Below are 15,981 nucleotides of genomic sequence, written 5' to 3'. Positions count from 1 at the left end.
GAACAAACCGGGGATTGTAGGTGGCCGGGCCAGCCCCTCCGACCCGGAACATGTCCGGAAATGGCGAGTCACCACCTGGCAAAGCCCCTAACATGGCCGCCATGGACCACTCCACCCTGCCCGACGCCGACGCCCTCTACCGGGCGCTGAGCGCGCGCGACGCCCGTTTCGACGGCCGTTTTTTCACCGGTGTCACCTCCACCGGCATCTACTGCCGCCCGGTCTGCCGGGTCCGCACGCCCAAACGCGACAACTGCCAGTTTTTCGAGCACGCCGCCCAGGCCGAGCGGGCGGGCTTCCGGCCCTGCCTGCGCTGCCGGCCCGAGCTGGCGCCGCGCGACCGCCACTGGTCGACCGAGGACGCCGGGGACATCCTGATCCGCCAGGCCACCGCCCTGCTGGACACACCGGAGACCTGGGCAGGCGGAGAAGACGCGCCACCGGCGCTGGAACAGCTGGCCGCGCGGCTGGGCGTGAGCGCGCGCCACATCCGGCGCCTGTTTGAACAGCGGCTGGGGGTCTCGCCCCTGCAGTACCTGCAGACCCGGCGCCTGCTCGCCGCCAAACAGATGCTGGCCGACACCGGCCTGCCGGTGGCCCAGGTGGCGCTGGCGGCGGGGTTCGCCAGCCTGCGCCGATTCAACGATGCCTTCGTGGGACGCTACGGCCTGAATCCGACCCAGCTGCGCCGCAGCCGTCCCACCCCCGGGTCCGACCGTTCGCACGCGCCGGCCGAGGTGCGGCTGTCCTGGCGTCCACCATACCGGGCCCAGGAAGTGCTGCGCTTCTTTGCCGACCGCGCCCTGCCCGGCCTGGAAACGGTGGACCCGGCCCAGCAGATTCTGCGACGGACCCTGCGCATCGCTGTCCGTGGCACGCCTGCCAGCGGGTGGCTCCAGATCCGCTTCCTCCCTGACGAGAACCGCATCGGCATGCGGGTGAGCGAGGGTCTTCTTCCGGCCCTGCCAGGCGTCATCGACCGCGTGCGCGCCGCCCTGGACCTGGACGCCGACCCCCTGGCCATCGACGCCGTGCTGCACGCCGACTTTCCCGACAGCGATGGCATGCGCGTGCCCGGGGCGTTCGACGGCTTCGAGCTGGCGGTGCGCGCCGTGCTGGGCCAGCAGGTCACCGTGGCCGCGGCCCGCACGCTGTGCGGGAGGCTGCTGGAGCGGCTGGGTGAACCGCTGGCCGACGGTCCGCCAGGCCTGCAACGTCTGTTCCCGCCGCCCGAGGTACTCGCCGACCTGGACGGGCAGGTGCTGGGCGAGATCGGCATCGTGCGCCAGCGGCAGCAGGCGATCCGCGCCCTGGCCCGGGCGGTGGCGGAGGGCCGGCTGGTGCTGGATGGCCGCGCCGACCCCGCGTCCACACTGAGCAGCCTCGAAGCCCTGCCCGGCATCGGCCCCTGGACCGCCCAGTACATCGCGATGCGGGCGCTGCGCTGGCCTGATGCCTGGCCCAGCGGCGACGTGGTGCTTCTGCACGCGCTGGGCGTGCGGAATCTGCCCGCCCCCGCCGCCCGCAGAGAGGCCGAGCGCATCGCCCGGCGCTGGCGGCCCTGGCGCAGCTACGCCGTGATCCGCGCCTGGACCACGCCCCCGAATTTCGAGGCTTCCGAGGAGATGTCCCATGACCGCTCTTGACTCCCGCGTCCAGACCATCGTGAGCAGCCCGCTGGGCGATCTGCGCCTGGTGGCCAGCCCCGACGGACTGGCGGGCCTCTGGTTCGTGGAAGGGCAACGCCATGAACCAACCGCCGAACGGCTGGCCGCGTGGCCCACCGTGTCGTCCCATCCGGTGCTCGACGCTGCGGTGCAGCAGCTGGACGGCTACTTCCGGGGGCAGCGCCAGGGCTTCGACCTGCCCCTCGATCTCGGGCAAGGCACCGCTTTCCAGCAGGCCGTCTGGCGCGCCTTGATGAAGATTCCGGCCGGCACCACCACGAGCTACGGCGTTCTGGCGGCCGACCTGGGGCGCCCCCTTGCCGTGCGCGCCGTGGGCGCCGCCGTCGGTCGCAATCCTCTGTGCGTCGTGGTGCCATGCCACCGGGTGGTCGGCAGCAACGGTTCACTGACGGGCTACGCCGGCGGACTGGACCGCAAACATGCCCTGCTGCGACTTGAAGGCGCATTGATCGACAAAGCGCATCAATGGGCCAAGTGAACATCATCAACGAAGCGGCGAGGCACACTGCCTTTGCCGGCACACTGAAGCCATGTCGCCCACACTCGTTCTGGAATTTCTCGTGCTCGCAGCCCTCTGGGGTTCCTCGTTCCTCTTCATGCGCTTGGGCGCGGCGGATTTCGGGGCCTTGCCCACAGCGGGCCTGCGGGTGGCGCTGGCGGCGCTGTTCCTGTTGCCCGTGTTTCTGGTTACGGGTGTGTGGAGCGATTTCCGGCGGCGTGCGGGCCACATCCTGTTCGTCGGGCTGCTCAACTCAGGCATTCCCTTCGCCCTGTTCGCTTACGCGGTCATGCACATCAGCACCGGCCTGACCTCTATCCTGAACGCCACGGTGCCGCTGACGGGTGCGCTGGTGGCATGGGCATGGCTGAAGGACCGGCCCGATGCCTGGCGCGCCACCGGCCTGGCCATTGGCTTCGTGGGGGTCTGCCTGCTGGTCATCGGCAAGTCCGGTTTCAGCCTCGCACCGGGGGCCGCTTCTTCGGGACAGGCCCTGCTGGCGATGCTGGCCTGCCTCGTCGCGACGTTCTGCTACGGCCTTGCGGCCAGTTTCACCAAACGCCATCTCACCGGCGTCCATCCGCTGGCCACCGCTTCGGGCAGCCAGATCGGCGCCGCCCTGGGACTTGCGCTGCCCACGCTCTGGCTGTGGCCGGGCCAGCCGGCGAGCACCGGCGCGTGGGGTGCGATGGTCGCCGTGGCCCTGCTGTGCACCTCGCTCGCCTACATCCTGTTTTTCCGCATCATTGCCAAGGCCGGGCCGAGCAAGGCGCTCACCGTGACCTTTCTGGTCCCGGTGTTCGCACTGATCTACGGCCGCATTTTCCTCAACGAAGTGATCACGCCCTGGATGATCGGCTGCGGCCTCGTCATCATGGTGGGCACCGCGCTGTCGACGGGACTGGTGAAGCGGGTGCCGCGGGTCGGCAGCTCGTGAGAACGGACACACAGCCATGCTGTGCGTGAAAATGAAAAAGCCGTTCGGACCAGAAGTCTGAACGGCTTTTCAAAACTGGCGGAGTGGACGGGGCTCGAACCCGCGACCCCCGGCGTGACAGGCCGGCACCAAAACCCAGCAGCGGCGCGGGATGCGGCCTGTTTCGATATTCCAAAAACGCGCCGCGAGTGCCACGGATTTATGCGGTCTGCAGCGGGCCTATTCCAAAGATTCGGACACCTTTTCCGCGTGCACGGCCGTCCAGAACCAGTTCTCCGACTTTCCGTGCCGGTGCCTCATCAGCCGGTACTTGATCCGCACCAGACCGTGAGGGCGGCCGGTGTCGACCTCCACCACCTGCTCGGCAGGCTGGCTAGCGCCGGGCGTTGGCAGCAGCTCGCGCGAGGCCTGGCCGATCAGGGCCCCCTGCAGCAGCGGCAGGATGCCGTTGGGTTCGTCTTGCATGTGGACATGATGCCACTCCACAAACGACGAAAAAACCCGCCACCCCTCGCGGGATGACGGGCAAAACTGGGGGAGCCCCCAGCGGAGACAACTGCGGGGGTCTATTCGGTCGGGGCAGCCACGGGTGCGGCGCCGGCAGGCAGCACGAAGAACTGCGGCTTCTCGCGCAGCGCCTCGATCAACTCGCCGGCCTGCGCCGCCTGGGCGGCATCGCGCGCGCGCTCGGTTTCGGCCTCGATGCGAGATTGCTCGGTCGCGGCGGCGCGGGCATCCTTGCGGTCGCTCAAGGCTGCACCGATGGCCAGGGCCGGCGTCACGTCGCGCACCAGCGCACCAACGGCAGCGGTGTTGCGCTCGAATGCGCTCTTCGCCTGAGCCGGGGCCTTGATGTCGTCGGCCGGGCTGGTGGGTTGCCAGACGGTGAACTCGGCGGCATTGATCGTGATCTGCTGACCCGGGTGCGCCTTGATACTGACAATGGCCTTCTGGGGCGCGTTGACCTTGGCGTTCACGTAGTCGCGGTTCGTGACGATGTTGGCCACGTCATGGCTGTCCAGGCCCTTGATTTCTCCGGTCTGGGGGTTGAGGCTGGCAGTGGTGCTGCACGCGGCCAGAAGGGCGGCCAGGGCCAGGGTGATGATGATTCGCATGGTGATGTGCTCCGGTTCAGGGTTTTGCGGGAGGGGTTGGGGGTGTCGGTCGGCTCGGTCGGCCGCTTACTTCGCTGGCGTAGGAATCGAGGCTTTGAGCCGCTGCAGCGCATCGTGCATAGCCGCGTCCCAGGTCGACGTATTCGTCTCGACACGCTGCAAAATGGTCTGCGGCGGTGGTGGCATATCCACGGACGGCCTCGGCAGAGGCTGCGGTGATGGCGGCGTCTCGGTCTGCTTTTGTGACGCGCAGGCCGAGAGCGCGAAGGCGATCAGACATGCGATCAATCGTGCTGACTTGTTCACGGTACACCTCGTTCAGGTTGTTGGTGATGCCGACCACGCGGGCCAGCTCCCGCTGCGTCTCGCGCAGTTGCTCGCTCTCGACCTCCATGCGACCAGCCTTGAACGCGGCATCACGCACCGCGTCCACCTTGCCGGCGTGCCACCAGACAGCGCCACCGGCCAGCGCCGCGCCGAACAGCAGCAGCCCGCCGTACAGGTACAGCGAGGACATGCCGCCCGTTCCGACGCTCGCGGCGGTCTTGATCCACTTCCATGCGCTCATTGCAAAGCACCTCCAGATGATTGCCACCATGCCGGCGGCGACAGGGATTTCGATCAGGCCCATGGCGGTCAGTCCCGACTGTTGAAGTAGGGGCCTTGCCAGTCCACCGGCAGGCCGACGGCGTGCAAGCCCGGAGCGGTCACATCCGCCGCGCCGCCACCCACCGCCAGCGTGTTGCCGATGTAGGTCATGCGCCGCCCGGCCAACTGCAGGTCGGACACAAAATTCGACCCACGCGCGAACACATTGCCCTCGACGATCACATCCTCAAGCGGCTCGGCGCTCCCGTCGTTCTGAGGCCCGAACACCGCGGCAAACGCGTTGTTGTCCGTGGCGTCGGAGAACAGGTTGCGGTACACCACCACCTTGCTCGTGGCCCACGCAGCGCCGCTGCCATAGGCCTGCCCGGGCGTGAACGTGGCCACGCCACTGGAATGCATCTTCAGCGCGTGCCTGATGCCGTCAGCCGACCCGCCGCGCAGCGCGTTGTGCGAAATGACAGCGTGGTAAGCACTCCATGCCCGCAGCGTGTGCTGCGCCGAGCCCTTGAAGTCGCATCCGAGCACGGCGGCCTCAATCAAGTGCCCGGTGATGCCGAACGTGAGATTGGTGCCGCGCGAGTAGCAGCCAACTACGAACAGATCGCGCGCTACCGGCAGTGTTGGTCCATACCGGTCACCAAGGTTTTCAGACCAGTAGTCGCTCGCGGCGCCCAGATCAATCTTCGAGTGGCTCGGCTGGTCAATGTCTTTGAGCAGCAATCGGCGAACGTAGGCGGTCTGCACGATCTCCCCAGAGCACTGCAGGCCCTCGATGGTGATGTCGTCCGGGAACAGCGTTCCTGGAGGAACCAGCTCATCACCCACCTTGATCGTGGACACCAGCGGTTTCGCACCGCTCCCACCCGCCACCACCTGCGTCCCGGTCACACCGCCCGGGATGAGCAGCGCGCCGTGGCTCTCGCCGCGCGCCAGCATGTAGCGTTTGTTGCTCGAGATGACGGGCATGGTGGTGCGCAACTCGGCCCCTGCTGGCGCTCCGGAATAGTTCGCAGACGGGCTGATGTATACCGTGGCGGTGCCGGGGAAGACCGTGGCCGGGTCGGTGACGGTGATCGTGACTTCCCCGTAGCCCGACGAGCCGCCACGGCCGCCCGTGCAGCGCACAACGTAGGTGCCAGGCGTGTCGAAGATGTGCGCCCCCAGCGGCCCGCTGGCATCGCTGTTTTTCGATCCCCCGGAAATCGGCCAGGTGCCTGAGCCCGGGTCGCCATAGTCGAAGGTGTAGAGAAGCTGGCGGAAAGTGTCCGTCACGCCCGCAATGCTGGTGGTGGTGCCGACGGCTGAGAAACGCACCGCAAGCGGCGCCGGGCCGCTGATGCGCGAAGCCACCAATGCCACCGTGATGTCGCCGCTGGGCGGTGGCGGTGGTGGTGGCGGTGGCGAACCCGCAGCGCGCACACGCACGCCGCCATCCGCCGCCAGAGTCACCACCAGGCCGTCGATCTGCCAGCGCATTCAAGACCCCTTGAGCGCCAGCCACGACCGCGAACCTGCCCATGCAGCGCTGAGCGTGACAGTGGCCGTGTTGCTGCCAGCGGTCGGGAAAATGCCGTGTGCCCACGTCTGGTAGCCACCCGTGGCACTGACGGCCGTCAGCGGCGCTGTCCCCGTTGGCGTGTTGCCGTTTTCCACACTGAGCATGGCCACCAGCAGCACGTTTGCAACCGTCGAAGTGAACGGCATGCTCCAGGTGTCGGAGCCCGTCTGCAACCCGGACCCGAACGCATCCTCCACCAGACCGGCACCAGACCCGCTCACCTCGTAGGCCTTGATGTGGAAACCGTTGTTCGCCGCGATGGTGGCCCGCACCCAGGTCGGGCCACCCGTCACGTTGTTTCGGACCCAGTAATAGGTGGCGGTTGCGCCCTCGGTGTAGGTGCGCATCGGAGCCCCCCAGGCCCCCCCCGCGCTGTCGCTGATCGTGGGCACCCCAGCGGCCGTCGGCGCATGCACCACCACAACAATCGAGTTTCCGGACCCGACCGCCGCCATGGTTTGCTCGGCTGTAGTCCCCCAGGACTGCTCGACCGGCGCCGGCGACTGCACCACGGCAAGAGTGCCGCCGCCACCACCACCAGAAGCCAGCGGCGTGCGCCGCTTGGTGTCGCTCCAATCGCTTTCGCCGGCCGCGGTCACTTGCTGCAGTTGCAGCGCGTACTCTTGGCCAGGCGTCAGGGTGAGGGTTCGGACTCCCGTACCGGTTCCCGAGAGGGTGACAGGCGCGCCACCGTCCAGGCGGTAGCGCAGGGCCGTGACGGCCGCGCTGCCAGAGGCCGGCATGGGGCCGATGTTGAGCTCGATGCCGCCAGCCACAGGCGTGGCCGACCAGTTGCCATCAGCGAACGCCGACGGCCGCACCACCGGGGTGCTGTAGACGCCGTACATGCGGGCGAAACCGGCCGGCGTGCCGACGCCCAGGCTGTACAGGACGCCGATGTCCATCGCCGTCGTGCTGGCCTCAGTGGCAACGATGCCGGCGCCGAAGGTGCGTGCGCTGGTGCTGGGGATGTTGGTCGTGATGGTCACGTCCATCACCGCCGCGTCGTAGTTGTTCCCGGCCCAGACGCGGAAGCGTGCTTCCGAGGCCGCGGCGTTGACCTCGATGTCAAAGGTGTAAGCCACGTCGAGTGACAGCGTGATCGTGGTCGCGTGCGTGGTGCGCGTGCTGTTGTTCGCTGTCTTGGCGCTGCAGGTCGAACCGGAGATCTCGAAATACGCGCCGTCCACTGCGTCGGCGTTGGTGTTCGTGTCGTGGAAACCAGTTCGGACCGTCACGCCCGTGAACGACGTGCGCCACAGGAACTGGCAGCGGTATTTGCGCGCCACACCACTGAAATACATGCCCACCAGGCTGGTGGTCTGGTAGCGGTATCCACCGTTGGCCGTGGTCGAACTGCGCAGGAACACGCCGTGGTCGTTGTACCCAGCCATGCCACCGGTCGGCAGCGCCGTGGTGTTGGTGCCGCTGCTGACGGCCGTGCCGGTGAAGATGTCCGAGGCGTTGGCGTTGCCGCTGCCGGCGCGCCAGTCCGTCCAGTGGTCCCACAGGCCCAGCGGCTGCGGGTATGCGTCGTTGATCAGCTGCGCGATGGGGATGCGCTTTGGCACCCCGTCGAGCACGCCATAGATCTCCTGGCCAGCGGCCGGGGCTACCACGTCGACGGGCAACGCTGCACCACCTCCACCACCCAGCAGTGTGTCCACCAGTGCCAGGTAGAAGGCCGATCCGCGCTTGACGATCAGGATGTCGCCTGCCGTCGGCGCCACCATGGTTTCGATAGGCGTGGCCGAGTCGACCTTGGTGTTGAGTGCCAGGACGGCCGTCGTCAGGCGAGCAAAGCCCGCCGCGACCATGGATTGCAGGCTCACAGGCCGGACCCCGTCAGCGCCGTGTTGATGGCGGTGGTGTAGTTGTGCTCAGGGTCCCCGATGCCGAGGTTCTGACAGCCCTGCAGCTGCTCGGCGGTCGTGAACGCCTGGGCCCCGCCCACGCTCAGCAGCTTGGCGTCGACCGCTTGCAGCGCCGTGATCTGCGCGGCGATCTCGCCGAGCGTGTCCTGGGCGCTGGGAGCGCCGGAGATCAGCGCCGTGATGGCGCTGGTGATCGCGTTCTGTGTGCGGGTCGAACTCCACACCGTGCCCGTGGCGGTCGCACCGTCGTCAATCACAGCACCGGCACCGCCGATCAGGCCATGCAACTCGGTCAGCGCAGCGACAAGGCTGGTCTTGTTCGTGGTCGGCAGCGATGCCAGCGTGCCGATCCGGCCGTGCAGGGCCATGATGGCATTGGAGACACGGAGGAAGGCGGCGGCGAGGTTGGATTGCTGGGACATGGTGGTTACACGTTGAGGTTGGTTGCGACAAGGGCCTCGAAGTCGTAGGCCTGCTCGGTCACCTTCTCGGCGATCCGGGATTCGGTTTTGGCGCTGCTGTACACGGTCGCGGGCGACGGGGCGGCGTCGTTGATCTGCGATTGGCCAGCTGGCGGCCCAGGAAGCGACGGAACGAATGCTCCGGGGGCCGGGGACGGGCGCGACACCTGGACACGCAGGTCGGGGAATGTCGGTCGAAAGCTCATGGCATCACCCGGCTTACTTGCCGCTCCAACTTCACCGAGACGGTCTCGGTGGTCAGCTTCAGGCCGTCTTCCGTCCGCCTGAACAGCACGTCGACCAGCACCGCCCGGGGCCAGGTGTCCGTGTCGTGCTCCACGACCTGCACCGCGCGCGTGGTCACCTCGTCAACCCACTGCGGGTCAAGGTCGGCGACCACGGCGCCAGAGTCGGCGTCGATGGCCTGGCTGTGCATGGTCCAGCCGGAAGCGAAGTAGCCGTCGACGTAGGAATCCGGGATTTCGTAGGTCCACGAGAACGTGGAGCCCGCCTTCAAGGTGACTTCTTGCATGTCAGACCAGACCTTTCAGGCACAGCGTCATCTCGGCCTTGCGCCGGTTGTGCAGCCCCTGCACGAACTTGCCGTCGGCGATGGACCAGTTCGGCGCGCCGGTCGGCTTGTAGGCCAACAGCGTGCAGCCCTCAACGATCCGGCCGCGATTGATGTTCACCATGGCCTGCGACTTGCAGGCGCCTTCCTTGCCGACGTTGACCGCGAAGATCGTCAGGGCGACAAGGCGTGTCGGGCTCAGGTGGTCCCAGTTCGCGCACTCGAGCACCGCATAGCCATACTCGACCAGCGTCACCTTGTTGACCTCGGCGCAGAAGTCGCTGGCCAGCAGCGTGCCGGGCTTTGCCGTCCAGTCGGTGCGTCCGGCGCAGAACGTCGGGATGCCCTGGGCCAGCTTGTCGGCGTACACCTTGTGGATGTCACCCTCCCAGCGCACCAGCATGTCCAGCGCCAGCGGGCCGGTCAGAGCTGCCAGGAACGCGGCAGGAATGGCCCCCTTACGGGCGAGGCCCGGGGAGATCTTCGGCATCTTGATCGGCTTCATTCCGAGAGCCCCTTTTGTGCGACGAGCCGGGCCACGAACGCCCCGGCCACGGTGAGAAAAGACAGGACAGCAAAGAGGCCCCGAGGAAGGGCCTCAGAAAAAAGAGGCAGAACAATCTCGGCTCCCGAGAGCAGCGCGGCCAGCAGCATCAGGCGCAGGGACCACGCCTTGCGCAGCACGTCGCGCCAGTTGTCGATCAGCTTCATGAGGACCCTTTCGCCGCCCAGGCTTCCATGGCGGCCAGCGCACCCACCGGCACAGCGACCGCTGCGAAGATCGCGGCGGCCGCTTCCTTGTGGACCAAGGCGACAGCGGTGCCGCAAATCACCAGCAGGGCCACCACCTTCCCGCGCTGGCGGGCGATGGCTGCGATCTGGTCATTCATGGAGGTCGCCCGGTCGGCTGGCCATCTGCGCCATGCGGCGCTGGTGCTCGATCTCGTCCATCTGTGCCGCACGCGCCTCTCGCTGGTCCTTGCGATGCTGGAAGTAGAGACTCGTCAGGTAGCCAAGAATGGCGACGACGGTACCGGTGACAGCAAGCCATTCATTTGCGGTCAACCCTCCGGCCGTTGCAGTTACACCACCGCCGACTGCCGCCTTGTTTCCGAGGGTGATTGCTGTAGCTTCGATTGCATCCCGAGTCATGCGGCGGTTCCTGTTCTTGTGGTGGAGAAAAATTCAGCGGTCACGATCCGGGCGCCGGGCTGGCGCAGTGCCAGGGCGATGAATCCGGCCGGCGGCATGGTCTGAGGGTCGATCTGGCCGACGCTGGCCCCGCACGCCTCGTTGCAGAACCAGCCAGCGCTGCTGCCGAATCCGTACAGCACGGATCCGATGGCGCCGCGCGTGTCGTAGGGCTCGCCCAGGTGCTGGAAGAACCAGGCGGCGGACTGCCTCGCGTCCCAGGTGGGCACGTCGATGGCGATCCAGTGCGCCGGGTTCAGCCGCACGTCCTGCCTGATGCGCACACCGCCGTCCATGAGCGACGCCGACGCGATGTCAGCCCGGTCCCACGTGCCGTCCAGCAGCATCTCGGTGTGCGTGACGCGGCGGAAGGTGTGGTGAATCTGGCCCAGGCGAATCAGCTCACGCCCAGCACGGCGGCGAAACCCCTCGCCCTTGTGGTTGTGGGTGTAGCCGAGGACGATCATGGTCAGGGCGTCAGGTAGAGGTGCGCCTGCAACTTGGCCACCCAGCCGTCCCGGATCTCCGGGGTGATCATGGGATTGGTGGCGGTGGAGAGCAGATCTGCGGCCATCTCGAAGGACAGCGCGTTGACCAGCTCCATCACCTGCTTCGCGAGCGGGTCATTCATGAGCGCGGTCAGGTCCTGCACGGTCCAGACTCCGGCGCGGACGCGGGCCATGTTCTCCGCGGCCATTTCCGCCAGGAGCATGTCCTTTGCCGCAGCACGGCGCTTGTAGCGCGACACGTCCCGGTCGAACTGCGTCTCTTCAGGCTGCTGCGCAGGGGGCGGATTGACCAGCAGCTGGTGCTCTTCCTCGGTGATCGCAACCAGGTCTTGCTGGTCCAGTTCGATGGACGATTGCACCGCTGCGCCAGTGGCTGTGTTCCGGTAGTAAAACGACATGCTTCAGCTCCGTCAGACGTACTCAATGTCGAGGTAGGTGTCCAGCACCTGAACAGGCCCAACGGCCGTGTTCTTCTTGCCCATCAGGGTCAGCGTGTAGGTGGTTCCAGGCGTCAGTCCGGCCAGGAAGTCAGAGATCGAGATGGGGATCTGCGTGGTGCCACCGGGAGGCAGGACCGCACCGAGGTAGTGGCCGCCGAAGACGTTGGAGCCGTTCAGCCGCATCTCCAGGTTGACGCCCACCGAAGTGCTGGCGTTCGTGTTCTTGAACGATGCGTGCCCAGTGACGCGCGCGCGCCGTGCAGCGGTGAACGTGAGCGTTTGCAGCGTGTACAGCGTCTCAGCCGCCGACATGTCGGACAGCACCACGTTGGCCGTAAATGCACGCTGCTTGACCGGGTCCGGTCCGATGTACGTGTTGTTGATCACCGCGCCGACGTTGGGAAGCTCGGCCTGCAGTTCCGACCGCGAGTAGCCCCAACGCTCCCATCGCAACGCGTCGGAGCTCGGCTCCACGTTGGTGTTGGCCAGGATGCATCGGTAGGTCAGACCGTTGGCGGCAAGGCAGCGGTCCCCCACCTCGTAGGCTTCAGACGCGGACCAATCCGGAAGGCCTCGCCGCGTGAGGTAGCGCACGCCGTTGTGCAGCAGGTTCAGGATCCAGTTGAACCGCTGGCGGCTGGGCGGGATGTTGGTCACCGGCCATCCGGCGGACACCTCCGGCGTCGTTGGTGCGGTCTTGTCCCCCGAATCTGCCCATGGGGTCAGAACCTGCGGTCGAGTCAATGGCATGGTCAGAATTCCTCTGCGAGTTTTCCGCCGATGGCGGGGTTTCCTTCTTCGCCAAACCCGAGCGCGCCGGGCTGGCCCTCAAATCCGAAATAGGCGCTGCCGTCCCAGTGCGTGTAGCTGTTGATCAGCACGCCAGCTGGGCGGCTCAACAGGTCCTCTTCCTTGATCAGCACCTGTTCCCAGAAGCGAAGCTCTCGCCCGATGCCGACCTGCATCAACATCAGGCCGTTGTCGTCAGCAACCACCGGGGCGCCAGGAATGAGCGTCGACAGGCCATCGAGCACCTCTTCGGTGTACCCGTGGCTGTGGTTCTTGATGATCTTGGCCTTGAGCAGCAGCCGGTACTCCGGGTCGGCCAGCACGCTGGATGCAAACGCTGGTTCCGTCTCGTCGCGGAATCGCCCACCGATCCCTGGGAACCCTTCTTCGCCGTAGCTCAAGACCCCCGGTTGGTCCTCGAAACCGAAAAACCCGACGGGGATCGAGGATTCGATGATCCGGCTGCGGCCGACGATCACGCCGATCACGTCCAGGTTGACGCCCTCAGCCTGGTCGATGTCGACCTGCAGCGCCATCTTCTGAAACAGCGTTTCGATCTCGTCCGAGTAGGCGAGCAGTGCGCGCAGCCACGCCAAAAACTTCGGGCTCTCTTGGTATTGCAGTGCAACCCGCGAGAGCCCGATTTCGGTGTGATTGATCGTGTCGGCGCTCATGGGCCTGTCACATTCACGGTGATGCGCGCCGCGTCGAAACGGGGCAGCGCGTTGAACGCGATGGGGATGTCGTTCTCCAGCGTCGGCGCCGCGGCCGTGCCGATGAACATCGTCGTGATGCTGTGCGCGGGCACGGTGTTCAGCGTGTCATAGAGGCGGCTGTGGATCACCGGCTTGCCGATGCGCTGGTTCGCCAGCGTCCAGGTCAGCAGCTGCGTTTTCAAGCGGTCGGCGCCGTCGGTCGGCCACCCGGGCATGGCCAGCACGTTCAGGACGACATAGATCGGGACGTTGACGGGCCGGTCGAATCGGATCACGTGCGGGTTGCCGCGCGAGTCGTTGACGGTCGATGTGACGGAGCCGACAAGCTGGGCGCCCATGCTCTTGCGGGCGTAGATCTGGGCCGCGATGTCTGCCGTCAGCCCACCCTCCACCACCGCGTTGATGCTATGGGGCGGCAGGCCGTTGGCATCGATCGATCCGGTCGGGTTCTCCCAGACCTCGCACTGCACCACCTCGGGGATGTTGGCGATGGCGCCGTACAGCGAGTCAATGATGGACTGGGCGGGCGTGCTGGTGCTGCGCGCGCGGCGCAGGCGCAGCTGCTCGTCCGTCTCTTCAGCGCGCCCGACCGTGGCGGACAGCGGGTTGTTCACCGTCTGCCAGCCGTAGATCGGCGTGTCGATCTTCGTGATCGTGTTGGCCGGTCCGATCTGGGCGCCCTTCACCACCGCCTGGCACCCGACGGTGATCTGCCCCTCGGCCGGGATCGTGACCGAGGTCAGCGTCCGGAACTGGGCACGCGTGGCGGTGCTGCGGACCAGGCTACCGGCCGGGATCACCGTGCCGTACTGGCCGACGCAGATCACGTCGACCACCGAATAAGTGCCCTCGATCCGCTTGATGCCGTTGAGCATCACCAGCCGGGACAGCGCGCGGCTGGTGGCCGAGTTCGGGTTGAACGAGTGATAGACGTCCTCGGCCAGCTGGTCGATGTTGCTGATGCTCTCCGCGAAGATGCCCAGCGTCTGCCCGTCGATGGTGTCCGGGTCCAGGTCGATGTCCTGCCCGAAGATGCCGCGCATGGCGGCCTGCAGGGTGGCAAGGCGCTCATCCAGGCGGGTCCGGGTGAAGCCGGCGCCGGTCAGTTGGGTCATTTGCTCACCTTGATGTCGACCACATCGCCGTAGACCGTTCGCACGGTGACGGAGACGGTCAGTTTTCGCGACTCGCTCGCGAAGTTCGATTCGTAGCTGACGATCTCGGCCACGTCTGGGGTGGTCGCGATGCGCCGCCGGATGATGGTGTTGGCCAGCAGCACCCTGGCCGGCTTGATCAGGATCTTCTGCAGCCAGGGGACGCCGGCATTCAGGTCCAGGAACCACTCGCCCTGAAGCAGCAGCAGGCGCGTCTTCACGTTCTGAGCGCAGGCCTCGCTGCGTTCCGCAATGCACCCCAGGCCGTAGCCGAAGGTCATGTCATGGGCGTCGTCAAGTCGGCGTACAAGCATGGTCAGATCGGCGTCGGAGGCGCGGTGACAGAAGGCCCGTTCATCACGCCCGGGTGGATGTGCGTCTTGCCGACGTTGATTCCGTCGTGGTCCATCGTCCCGCCGGCTTTGTGGAAGCTGCCTTCCTCCGCGATCACGTTGCCAGACAGCCGGATGGTCGGCGCCTTGATGTGGATCTCTGCCTCGGTGACGTGCGCGAACGTGACCCGGTTCGGGCCGCGGATGTCGATGCCGTCGGTCTGGAAGTCCTCGATCACCCTGGGCACGCTGTTGAAGCCGACGATGGCGAAGGCGTCCGACAGATCGTGCATCCGGTATTCGTCAGGCTCCTGGGTGTTGCCTTGCACGAACCAGCGGTCAATGCAGCGCTCGGAGAAGATCAGCAGGCACTCATCGCCCTCGGCCACCGGCCAGGTGATGCAGAAGTCGCCGCCGCGCGGGAAGTGCACAGGCACATCCAGGCACAGCGGCAGGTCCACCGCACCCGCCGTCGTGTAGATGCGTTTGATCGCCGGCTGGACCTGGGCGGTCTGCCGCTCAGGGTCGAAGCTCTGGACGATCCCGGGCAGCGCGGTGTGCACGTCCTTCAGACGGTTCTCCACCGCGGCGGCTAAGAGAGCGTCGGGGGTGTTTCCGATCTGCTGGTCGCGCTGGAGCTTGTCGTATTTTTCGTGGTCCATCGTCAGTCCAGCAGCACGCAGCCGACCTCGCTGATCCAGTCGGCGCCCCGGTTGTCCCCGGTGTGTTTGATCGTCAGGATCTTGAATCGACCCGTCGCCGGCTTGCGCTCGACACCAGGCTGGGGGTCGTTGGCCATGGGGCTGGTCGGCCGTTCGTTGATGCTGGCCATGTCCAGCTCGATCTGTCCGTTGACCTTGAGCTTGTTGTTCAGCAGGCAGCGGACCGTCACGCCCTTCTCGTTGACCTCCGGCGATCCGATCATCCCGGTGTCCTTGTTGATCACCTGGACCTCGTCGGGCAGCGTCTCCAGCACACCCACCATGGTCAGCTCGCCGTCCTGGATGGACCAGTTCGCGCCGGCCTCGCGTGCCAAAAAGTCCAGAGCGTGGCGCGTGGCGCCGGCCACCACCTTGCCGCGCAGGTAGCTGCGCTCTGGCATCAGGATGGTGCCCTCGATGGTGTTGCCCACGCCCTCGAAGCTGGCCAGGCACTGCTCCAGCACGTCGGTGTTGGTGGACCCGGCGGCGAACGATCGATTCACGGTCGCCTTGCGGTAGTCCTTGTCACCGTCGGACGCCTCGATCTCGATCACCAGGTCCGGGCCTTCCCGGTACCGGTACACGTGCATGATGTTGCCGCGGAAGATCAGGCCCACGGCGTCCGGGTAGCCGGCATTCACCAGCACTTCATCGAACTCTTCCTTCACCCGGGCTTCGTTGTCAGGGTTCAGGTTGTAGATCCTGATGTTCGCCTTGTTCGGCTCCTTGTCGGCGGTCTTGATGACCTCGAACTGGATGCGCAGGTCCTTGATGGACAGCCCGGACCCGCCAGCGCCGACGATCACCTCGGCCTGTCGTTTCCACTGGCGCGTCATA

General features: G+C 66.4%; 23 protein-coding genes. 3 read left to right on the top strand and 20 right to left on the bottom strand.

All coding sequences use genetic code 11. The features are described 5' to 3' along the window. Positions 1–101 precede the first annotated feature (101 nt). Genes RCO38_RS14040 through RCO38_RS14030 form a run of 3 tightly spaced genes read left to right on the top strand, consistent with a single transcriptional unit; the run spans position 102 to position 3,124 of the window. Positions 102–1,646, top strand: coding sequence for a DNA-3-methyladenine glycosylase 2 family protein (locus RCO38_RS14040; protein ID WP_308328958.1), 1,545 nt, complete (start codon positions 102–104; stop codon positions 1,644–1,646). Further along, positions 1,633–2,166: a methylated-DNA--[protein]-cysteine S-methyltransferase gene (locus RCO38_RS14035; protein ID WP_308328957.1), complete on the top strand. Its 534-nt coding sequence runs from the start codon at positions 1,633–1,635 to the stop codon at positions 2,164–2,166. The genes RCO38_RS14040 and RCO38_RS14035 overlap by 14 nt, the downstream gene beginning before the upstream one ends. Before the next feature lie 52 nt (positions 2,167–2,218). Then, positions 2,219–3,124, top strand: coding sequence for a DMT family transporter (locus RCO38_RS14030; protein WP_308328956.1), 906 nt, complete (start codon positions 2,219–2,221; stop codon positions 3,122–3,124). 219 nt (positions 3,125–3,343) lie between these two features. Here the strand turns inward: RCO38_RS14030 and RCO38_RS14025 are convergent, their stop codons facing one another. From RCO38_RS14025 to RCO38_RS13930, 20 genes are all read right to left on the bottom strand, one after another. Then, positions 3,344–3,589, bottom strand: coding sequence for a hypothetical protein (locus RCO38_RS14025; RefSeq protein WP_308328955.1), 246 nt, complete (start codon positions 3,587–3,589; stop codon positions 3,344–3,346). Positions 3,590–3,690: 101 nt separating this feature from the next. Next, the gene (locus tag RCO38_RS14020) at positions 3,691–4,239 is read right to left on the bottom strand and encodes a hypothetical protein (RefSeq protein WP_308328954.1); all 549 of its coding nucleotides are present in this window, start codon (positions 4,237–4,239) and stop codon (positions 3,691–3,693) included. A gap of 16 nt (positions 4,240–4,255) precedes the next feature. Beyond that, positions 4,256–4,870, bottom strand: a complete 615-nt coding sequence (locus RCO38_RS14015; RefSeq protein ID WP_308328952.1) for a hypothetical protein — start codon at positions 4,868–4,870, stop codon at positions 4,256–4,258. Positions 4,871–4,875: 5 nt separating this feature from the next. After that, the gene (locus RCO38_RS14010) at positions 4,876–6,324 is read right to left on the bottom strand and encodes a hypothetical protein (protein ID WP_308328950.1); all 1,449 of its coding nucleotides are present in this window, start codon (positions 6,322–6,324) and stop codon (positions 4,876–4,878) included. Next, positions 6,325–8,238: a hypothetical protein gene (locus tag RCO38_RS14005; RefSeq protein ID WP_308328949.1), complete on the bottom strand. Its 1,914-nt coding sequence runs from the start codon at positions 8,236–8,238 to the stop codon at positions 6,325–6,327. It abuts the gene before it with no gap. Then, a complete protein-coding gene (locus tag RCO38_RS14000) occupies positions 8,235–8,702 on the bottom strand; it encodes a hypothetical protein (RefSeq protein ID WP_308328948.1) in 468 nt (155 codons plus the stop codon). The genes RCO38_RS14005 and RCO38_RS14000 overlap by 4 nt, the downstream gene beginning before the upstream one ends. A gap of 5 nt (positions 8,703–8,707) precedes the next feature. Beyond that, positions 8,708–8,947 (bottom strand): hypothetical protein, encoded by a 240-nt coding sequence (locus RCO38_RS13995; RefSeq protein WP_308328947.1) that lies wholly within the window; start codon positions 8,945–8,947, stop codon positions 8,708–8,710. After that, the gene (locus tag RCO38_RS13990) at positions 8,944–9,273 is read right to left on the bottom strand and encodes a hypothetical protein (protein WP_308328946.1); all 330 of its coding nucleotides are present in this window, start codon (positions 9,271–9,273) and stop codon (positions 8,944–8,946) included. Before RCO38_RS13990 ends, RCO38_RS13995 begins: the two co-directional genes overlap by 4 nt. Before the next feature lies 1 nt (position 9,274). Then, positions 9,275–9,817, bottom strand: coding sequence for a lysozyme (locus RCO38_RS13985; RefSeq protein WP_308328945.1), 543 nt, complete (start codon positions 9,815–9,817; stop codon positions 9,275–9,277). Continuing rightward, on the bottom strand, positions 9,814–10,023 hold the full coding sequence (locus RCO38_RS13980; protein ID WP_308328944.1) for a DUF7940 domain-containing protein: 210 nt from the start codon (positions 10,021–10,023) through the stop codon (positions 9,814–9,816). Before RCO38_RS13980 ends, RCO38_RS13985 begins: the two co-directional genes overlap by 4 nt. Continuing rightward, the gene (locus RCO38_RS13975; protein WP_308328943.1) at positions 10,020–10,202 is read right to left on the bottom strand and encodes a hypothetical protein; all 183 of its coding nucleotides are present in this window, start codon (positions 10,200–10,202) and stop codon (positions 10,020–10,022) included. Before RCO38_RS13975 ends, RCO38_RS13980 begins: the two co-directional genes overlap by 4 nt. After that, a complete protein-coding gene (locus tag RCO38_RS13970; protein WP_308328942.1) occupies positions 10,195–10,464 on the bottom strand; it encodes a holin in 270 nt (89 codons plus the stop codon). The genes RCO38_RS13975 and RCO38_RS13970 overlap by 8 nt, the downstream gene beginning before the upstream one ends. After that, positions 10,461–10,970: a hypothetical protein gene (locus tag RCO38_RS13965; RefSeq protein WP_308328941.1), complete on the bottom strand. Its 510-nt coding sequence runs from the start codon at positions 10,968–10,970 to the stop codon at positions 10,461–10,463. The genes RCO38_RS13970 and RCO38_RS13965 overlap by 4 nt, the downstream gene beginning before the upstream one ends. 2 nt (positions 10,971–10,972) lie before the next feature. Continuing rightward, on the bottom strand, positions 10,973–11,410 hold the full coding sequence (locus RCO38_RS13960) for a hypothetical protein (protein ID WP_308328940.1): 438 nt from the start codon (positions 11,408–11,410) through the stop codon (positions 10,973–10,975). Positions 11,411–11,422: 12 nt separating this feature from the next. Continuing rightward, complete coding sequence (locus RCO38_RS13955; RefSeq protein ID WP_308328939.1) at positions 11,423–12,127, bottom strand: hypothetical protein; 705 nt, start codon at positions 12,125–12,127, stop codon at positions 11,423–11,425. Between the two features lie 77 nt (positions 12,128–12,204). Then, complete coding sequence (locus RCO38_RS13950; RefSeq protein WP_308328938.1) at positions 12,205–12,915, bottom strand: DUF2612 domain-containing protein; 711 nt, start codon at positions 12,913–12,915, stop codon at positions 12,205–12,207. Next, positions 12,912–14,072, bottom strand: coding sequence for a baseplate J/gp47 family protein (locus RCO38_RS13945; protein ID WP_308328937.1), 1,161 nt, complete (start codon positions 14,070–14,072; stop codon positions 12,912–12,914). The genes RCO38_RS13950 and RCO38_RS13945 overlap by 4 nt, the downstream gene beginning before the upstream one ends. Continuing rightward, positions 14,069–14,425, bottom strand: coding sequence for a hypothetical protein (locus tag RCO38_RS13940; RefSeq protein ID WP_308328935.1), 357 nt, complete (start codon positions 14,423–14,425; stop codon positions 14,069–14,071). The genes RCO38_RS13945 and RCO38_RS13940 overlap by 4 nt, the downstream gene beginning before the upstream one ends. Before the next feature lie 2 nt (positions 14,426–14,427). Further along, a complete protein-coding gene (locus RCO38_RS13935; RefSeq protein WP_308328934.1) occupies positions 14,428–15,105 on the bottom strand; it encodes a Gp138 family membrane-puncturing spike protein in 678 nt (225 codons plus the stop codon). Positions 15,106–15,107: 2 nt separating this feature from the next. Then, positions 15,108–15,980, bottom strand: a complete 873-nt coding sequence (locus tag RCO38_RS13930) for a phage protein (RefSeq protein ID WP_308328933.1) — start codon at positions 15,978–15,980, stop codon at positions 15,108–15,110. Between the last annotated feature and the right edge of the window lies 1 nt (position 15,981).

Origin of the sequence: Hydrogenophaga pseudoflava (genome assembly GCF_031020795.1) — a bacterium.
Taxonomy (GTDB): domain Bacteria; phylum Pseudomonadota; class Gammaproteobacteria; order Burkholderiales; family Burkholderiaceae_C; genus Hydrogenophaga; species Hydrogenophaga pseudoflava_A.
This window is presented reverse-complemented; position numbering and strand designations above follow the sequence as displayed.

What these genes read in the sequence shown, in the direction of transcription:
- RCO38_RS14040 (WP_308328958.1), top strand. Translation starts at nt 102, where the DNA reads ATGGACCACTCCACCCTGCCCGACGCCGACGCCCTCTACCGGGCGCTG.
- RCO38_RS14035 (WP_308328957.1), top strand. Translation starts at nt 1,633, where the DNA reads ATGACCGCTCTTGACTCCCGCGTCCAGACCATCGTGAGCAGCCCGCTG.
- RCO38_RS14030 (WP_308328956.1), top strand. Translation starts at nt 2,219, where the DNA reads ATGTCGCCCACACTCGTTCTGGAATTTCTCGTGCTCGCAGCCCTCTGG.
- RCO38_RS14025 (WP_308328955.1), bottom strand. Translation starts at nt 3,589, where the DNA reads ATGCAAGACGAACCCAACGGCATCCTGCCGCTGCTGCAGGGGGCCCTG.
- RCO38_RS14020 (WP_308328954.1), bottom strand. Translation starts at nt 4,239, where the DNA reads ATGCGAATCATCATCACCCTGGCCCTGGCCGCCCTTCTGGCCGCGTGC.
- RCO38_RS14015 (WP_308328952.1), bottom strand. Translation starts at nt 4,870, where the DNA reads ATGGGCCTGATCGAAATCCCTGTCGCCGCCGGCATGGTGGCAATCATC.
- RCO38_RS14010 (WP_308328950.1), bottom strand. Translation starts at nt 6,324, where the DNA reads ATGCGCTGGCAGATCGACGGCCTGGTGGTGACTCTGGCGGCGGATGGC.
- RCO38_RS14000 (WP_308328948.1), bottom strand. Translation starts at nt 8,702, where the DNA reads ATGTCCCAGCAATCCAACCTCGCCGCCGCCTTCCTCCGTGTCTCCAAT.
- RCO38_RS13995 (WP_308328947.1), bottom strand. Translation starts at nt 8,947, where the DNA reads ATGAGCTTTCGACCGACATTCCCCGACCTGCGTGTCCAGGTGTCGCGC.
- RCO38_RS13990 (WP_308328946.1), bottom strand. Translation starts at nt 9,273, where the DNA reads ATGCAAGAAGTCACCTTGAAGGCGGGCTCCACGTTCTCGTGGACCTAC.
- RCO38_RS13985 (WP_308328945.1), bottom strand. Translation starts at nt 9,817, where the DNA reads ATGAAGCCGATCAAGATGCCGAAGATCTCCCCGGGCCTCGCCCGTAAG.
- RCO38_RS13980 (WP_308328944.1), bottom strand. Translation starts at nt 10,023, where the DNA reads ATGAAGCTGATCGACAACTGGCGCGACGTGCTGCGCAAGGCGTGGTCC.
- RCO38_RS13975 (WP_308328943.1), bottom strand. Translation starts at nt 10,202, where the DNA reads ATGAATGACCAGATCGCAGCCATCGCCCGCCAGCGCGGGAAGGTGGTG.
- RCO38_RS13970 (WP_308328942.1), bottom strand. Translation starts at nt 10,464, where the DNA reads ATGACTCGGGATGCAATCGAAGCTACAGCAATCACCCTCGGAAACAAG.
- RCO38_RS13965 (WP_308328941.1), bottom strand. Translation starts at nt 10,970, where the DNA reads ATGATCGTCCTCGGCTACACCCACAACCACAAGGGCGAGGGGTTTCGC.
- RCO38_RS13960 (WP_308328940.1), bottom strand. Translation starts at nt 11,410, where the DNA reads ATGTCGTTTTACTACCGGAACACAGCCACTGGCGCAGCGGTGCAATCG.
- RCO38_RS13950 (WP_308328938.1), bottom strand. Translation starts at nt 12,915, where the DNA reads ATGAGCGCCGACACGATCAATCACACCGAAATCGGGCTCTCGCGGGTT.
- RCO38_RS13945 (WP_308328937.1), bottom strand. Translation starts at nt 14,072, where the DNA reads ATGACCCAACTGACCGGCGCCGGCTTCACCCGGACCCGCCTGGATGAG.
- RCO38_RS13940 (WP_308328935.1), bottom strand. Translation starts at nt 14,425, where the DNA reads ATGCTTGTACGCCGACTTGACGACGCCCATGACATGACCTTCGGCTAC.
- RCO38_RS13935 (WP_308328934.1), bottom strand. Translation starts at nt 15,105, where the DNA reads ATGGACCACGAAAAATACGACAAGCTCCAGCGCGACCAGCAGATCGGA.
- RCO38_RS13930 (WP_308328933.1), bottom strand. Translation starts at nt 15,980, where the DNA reads ATGACGCGCCAGTGGAAACGACAGGCCGAGGTGATCGTCGGCGCTGGC.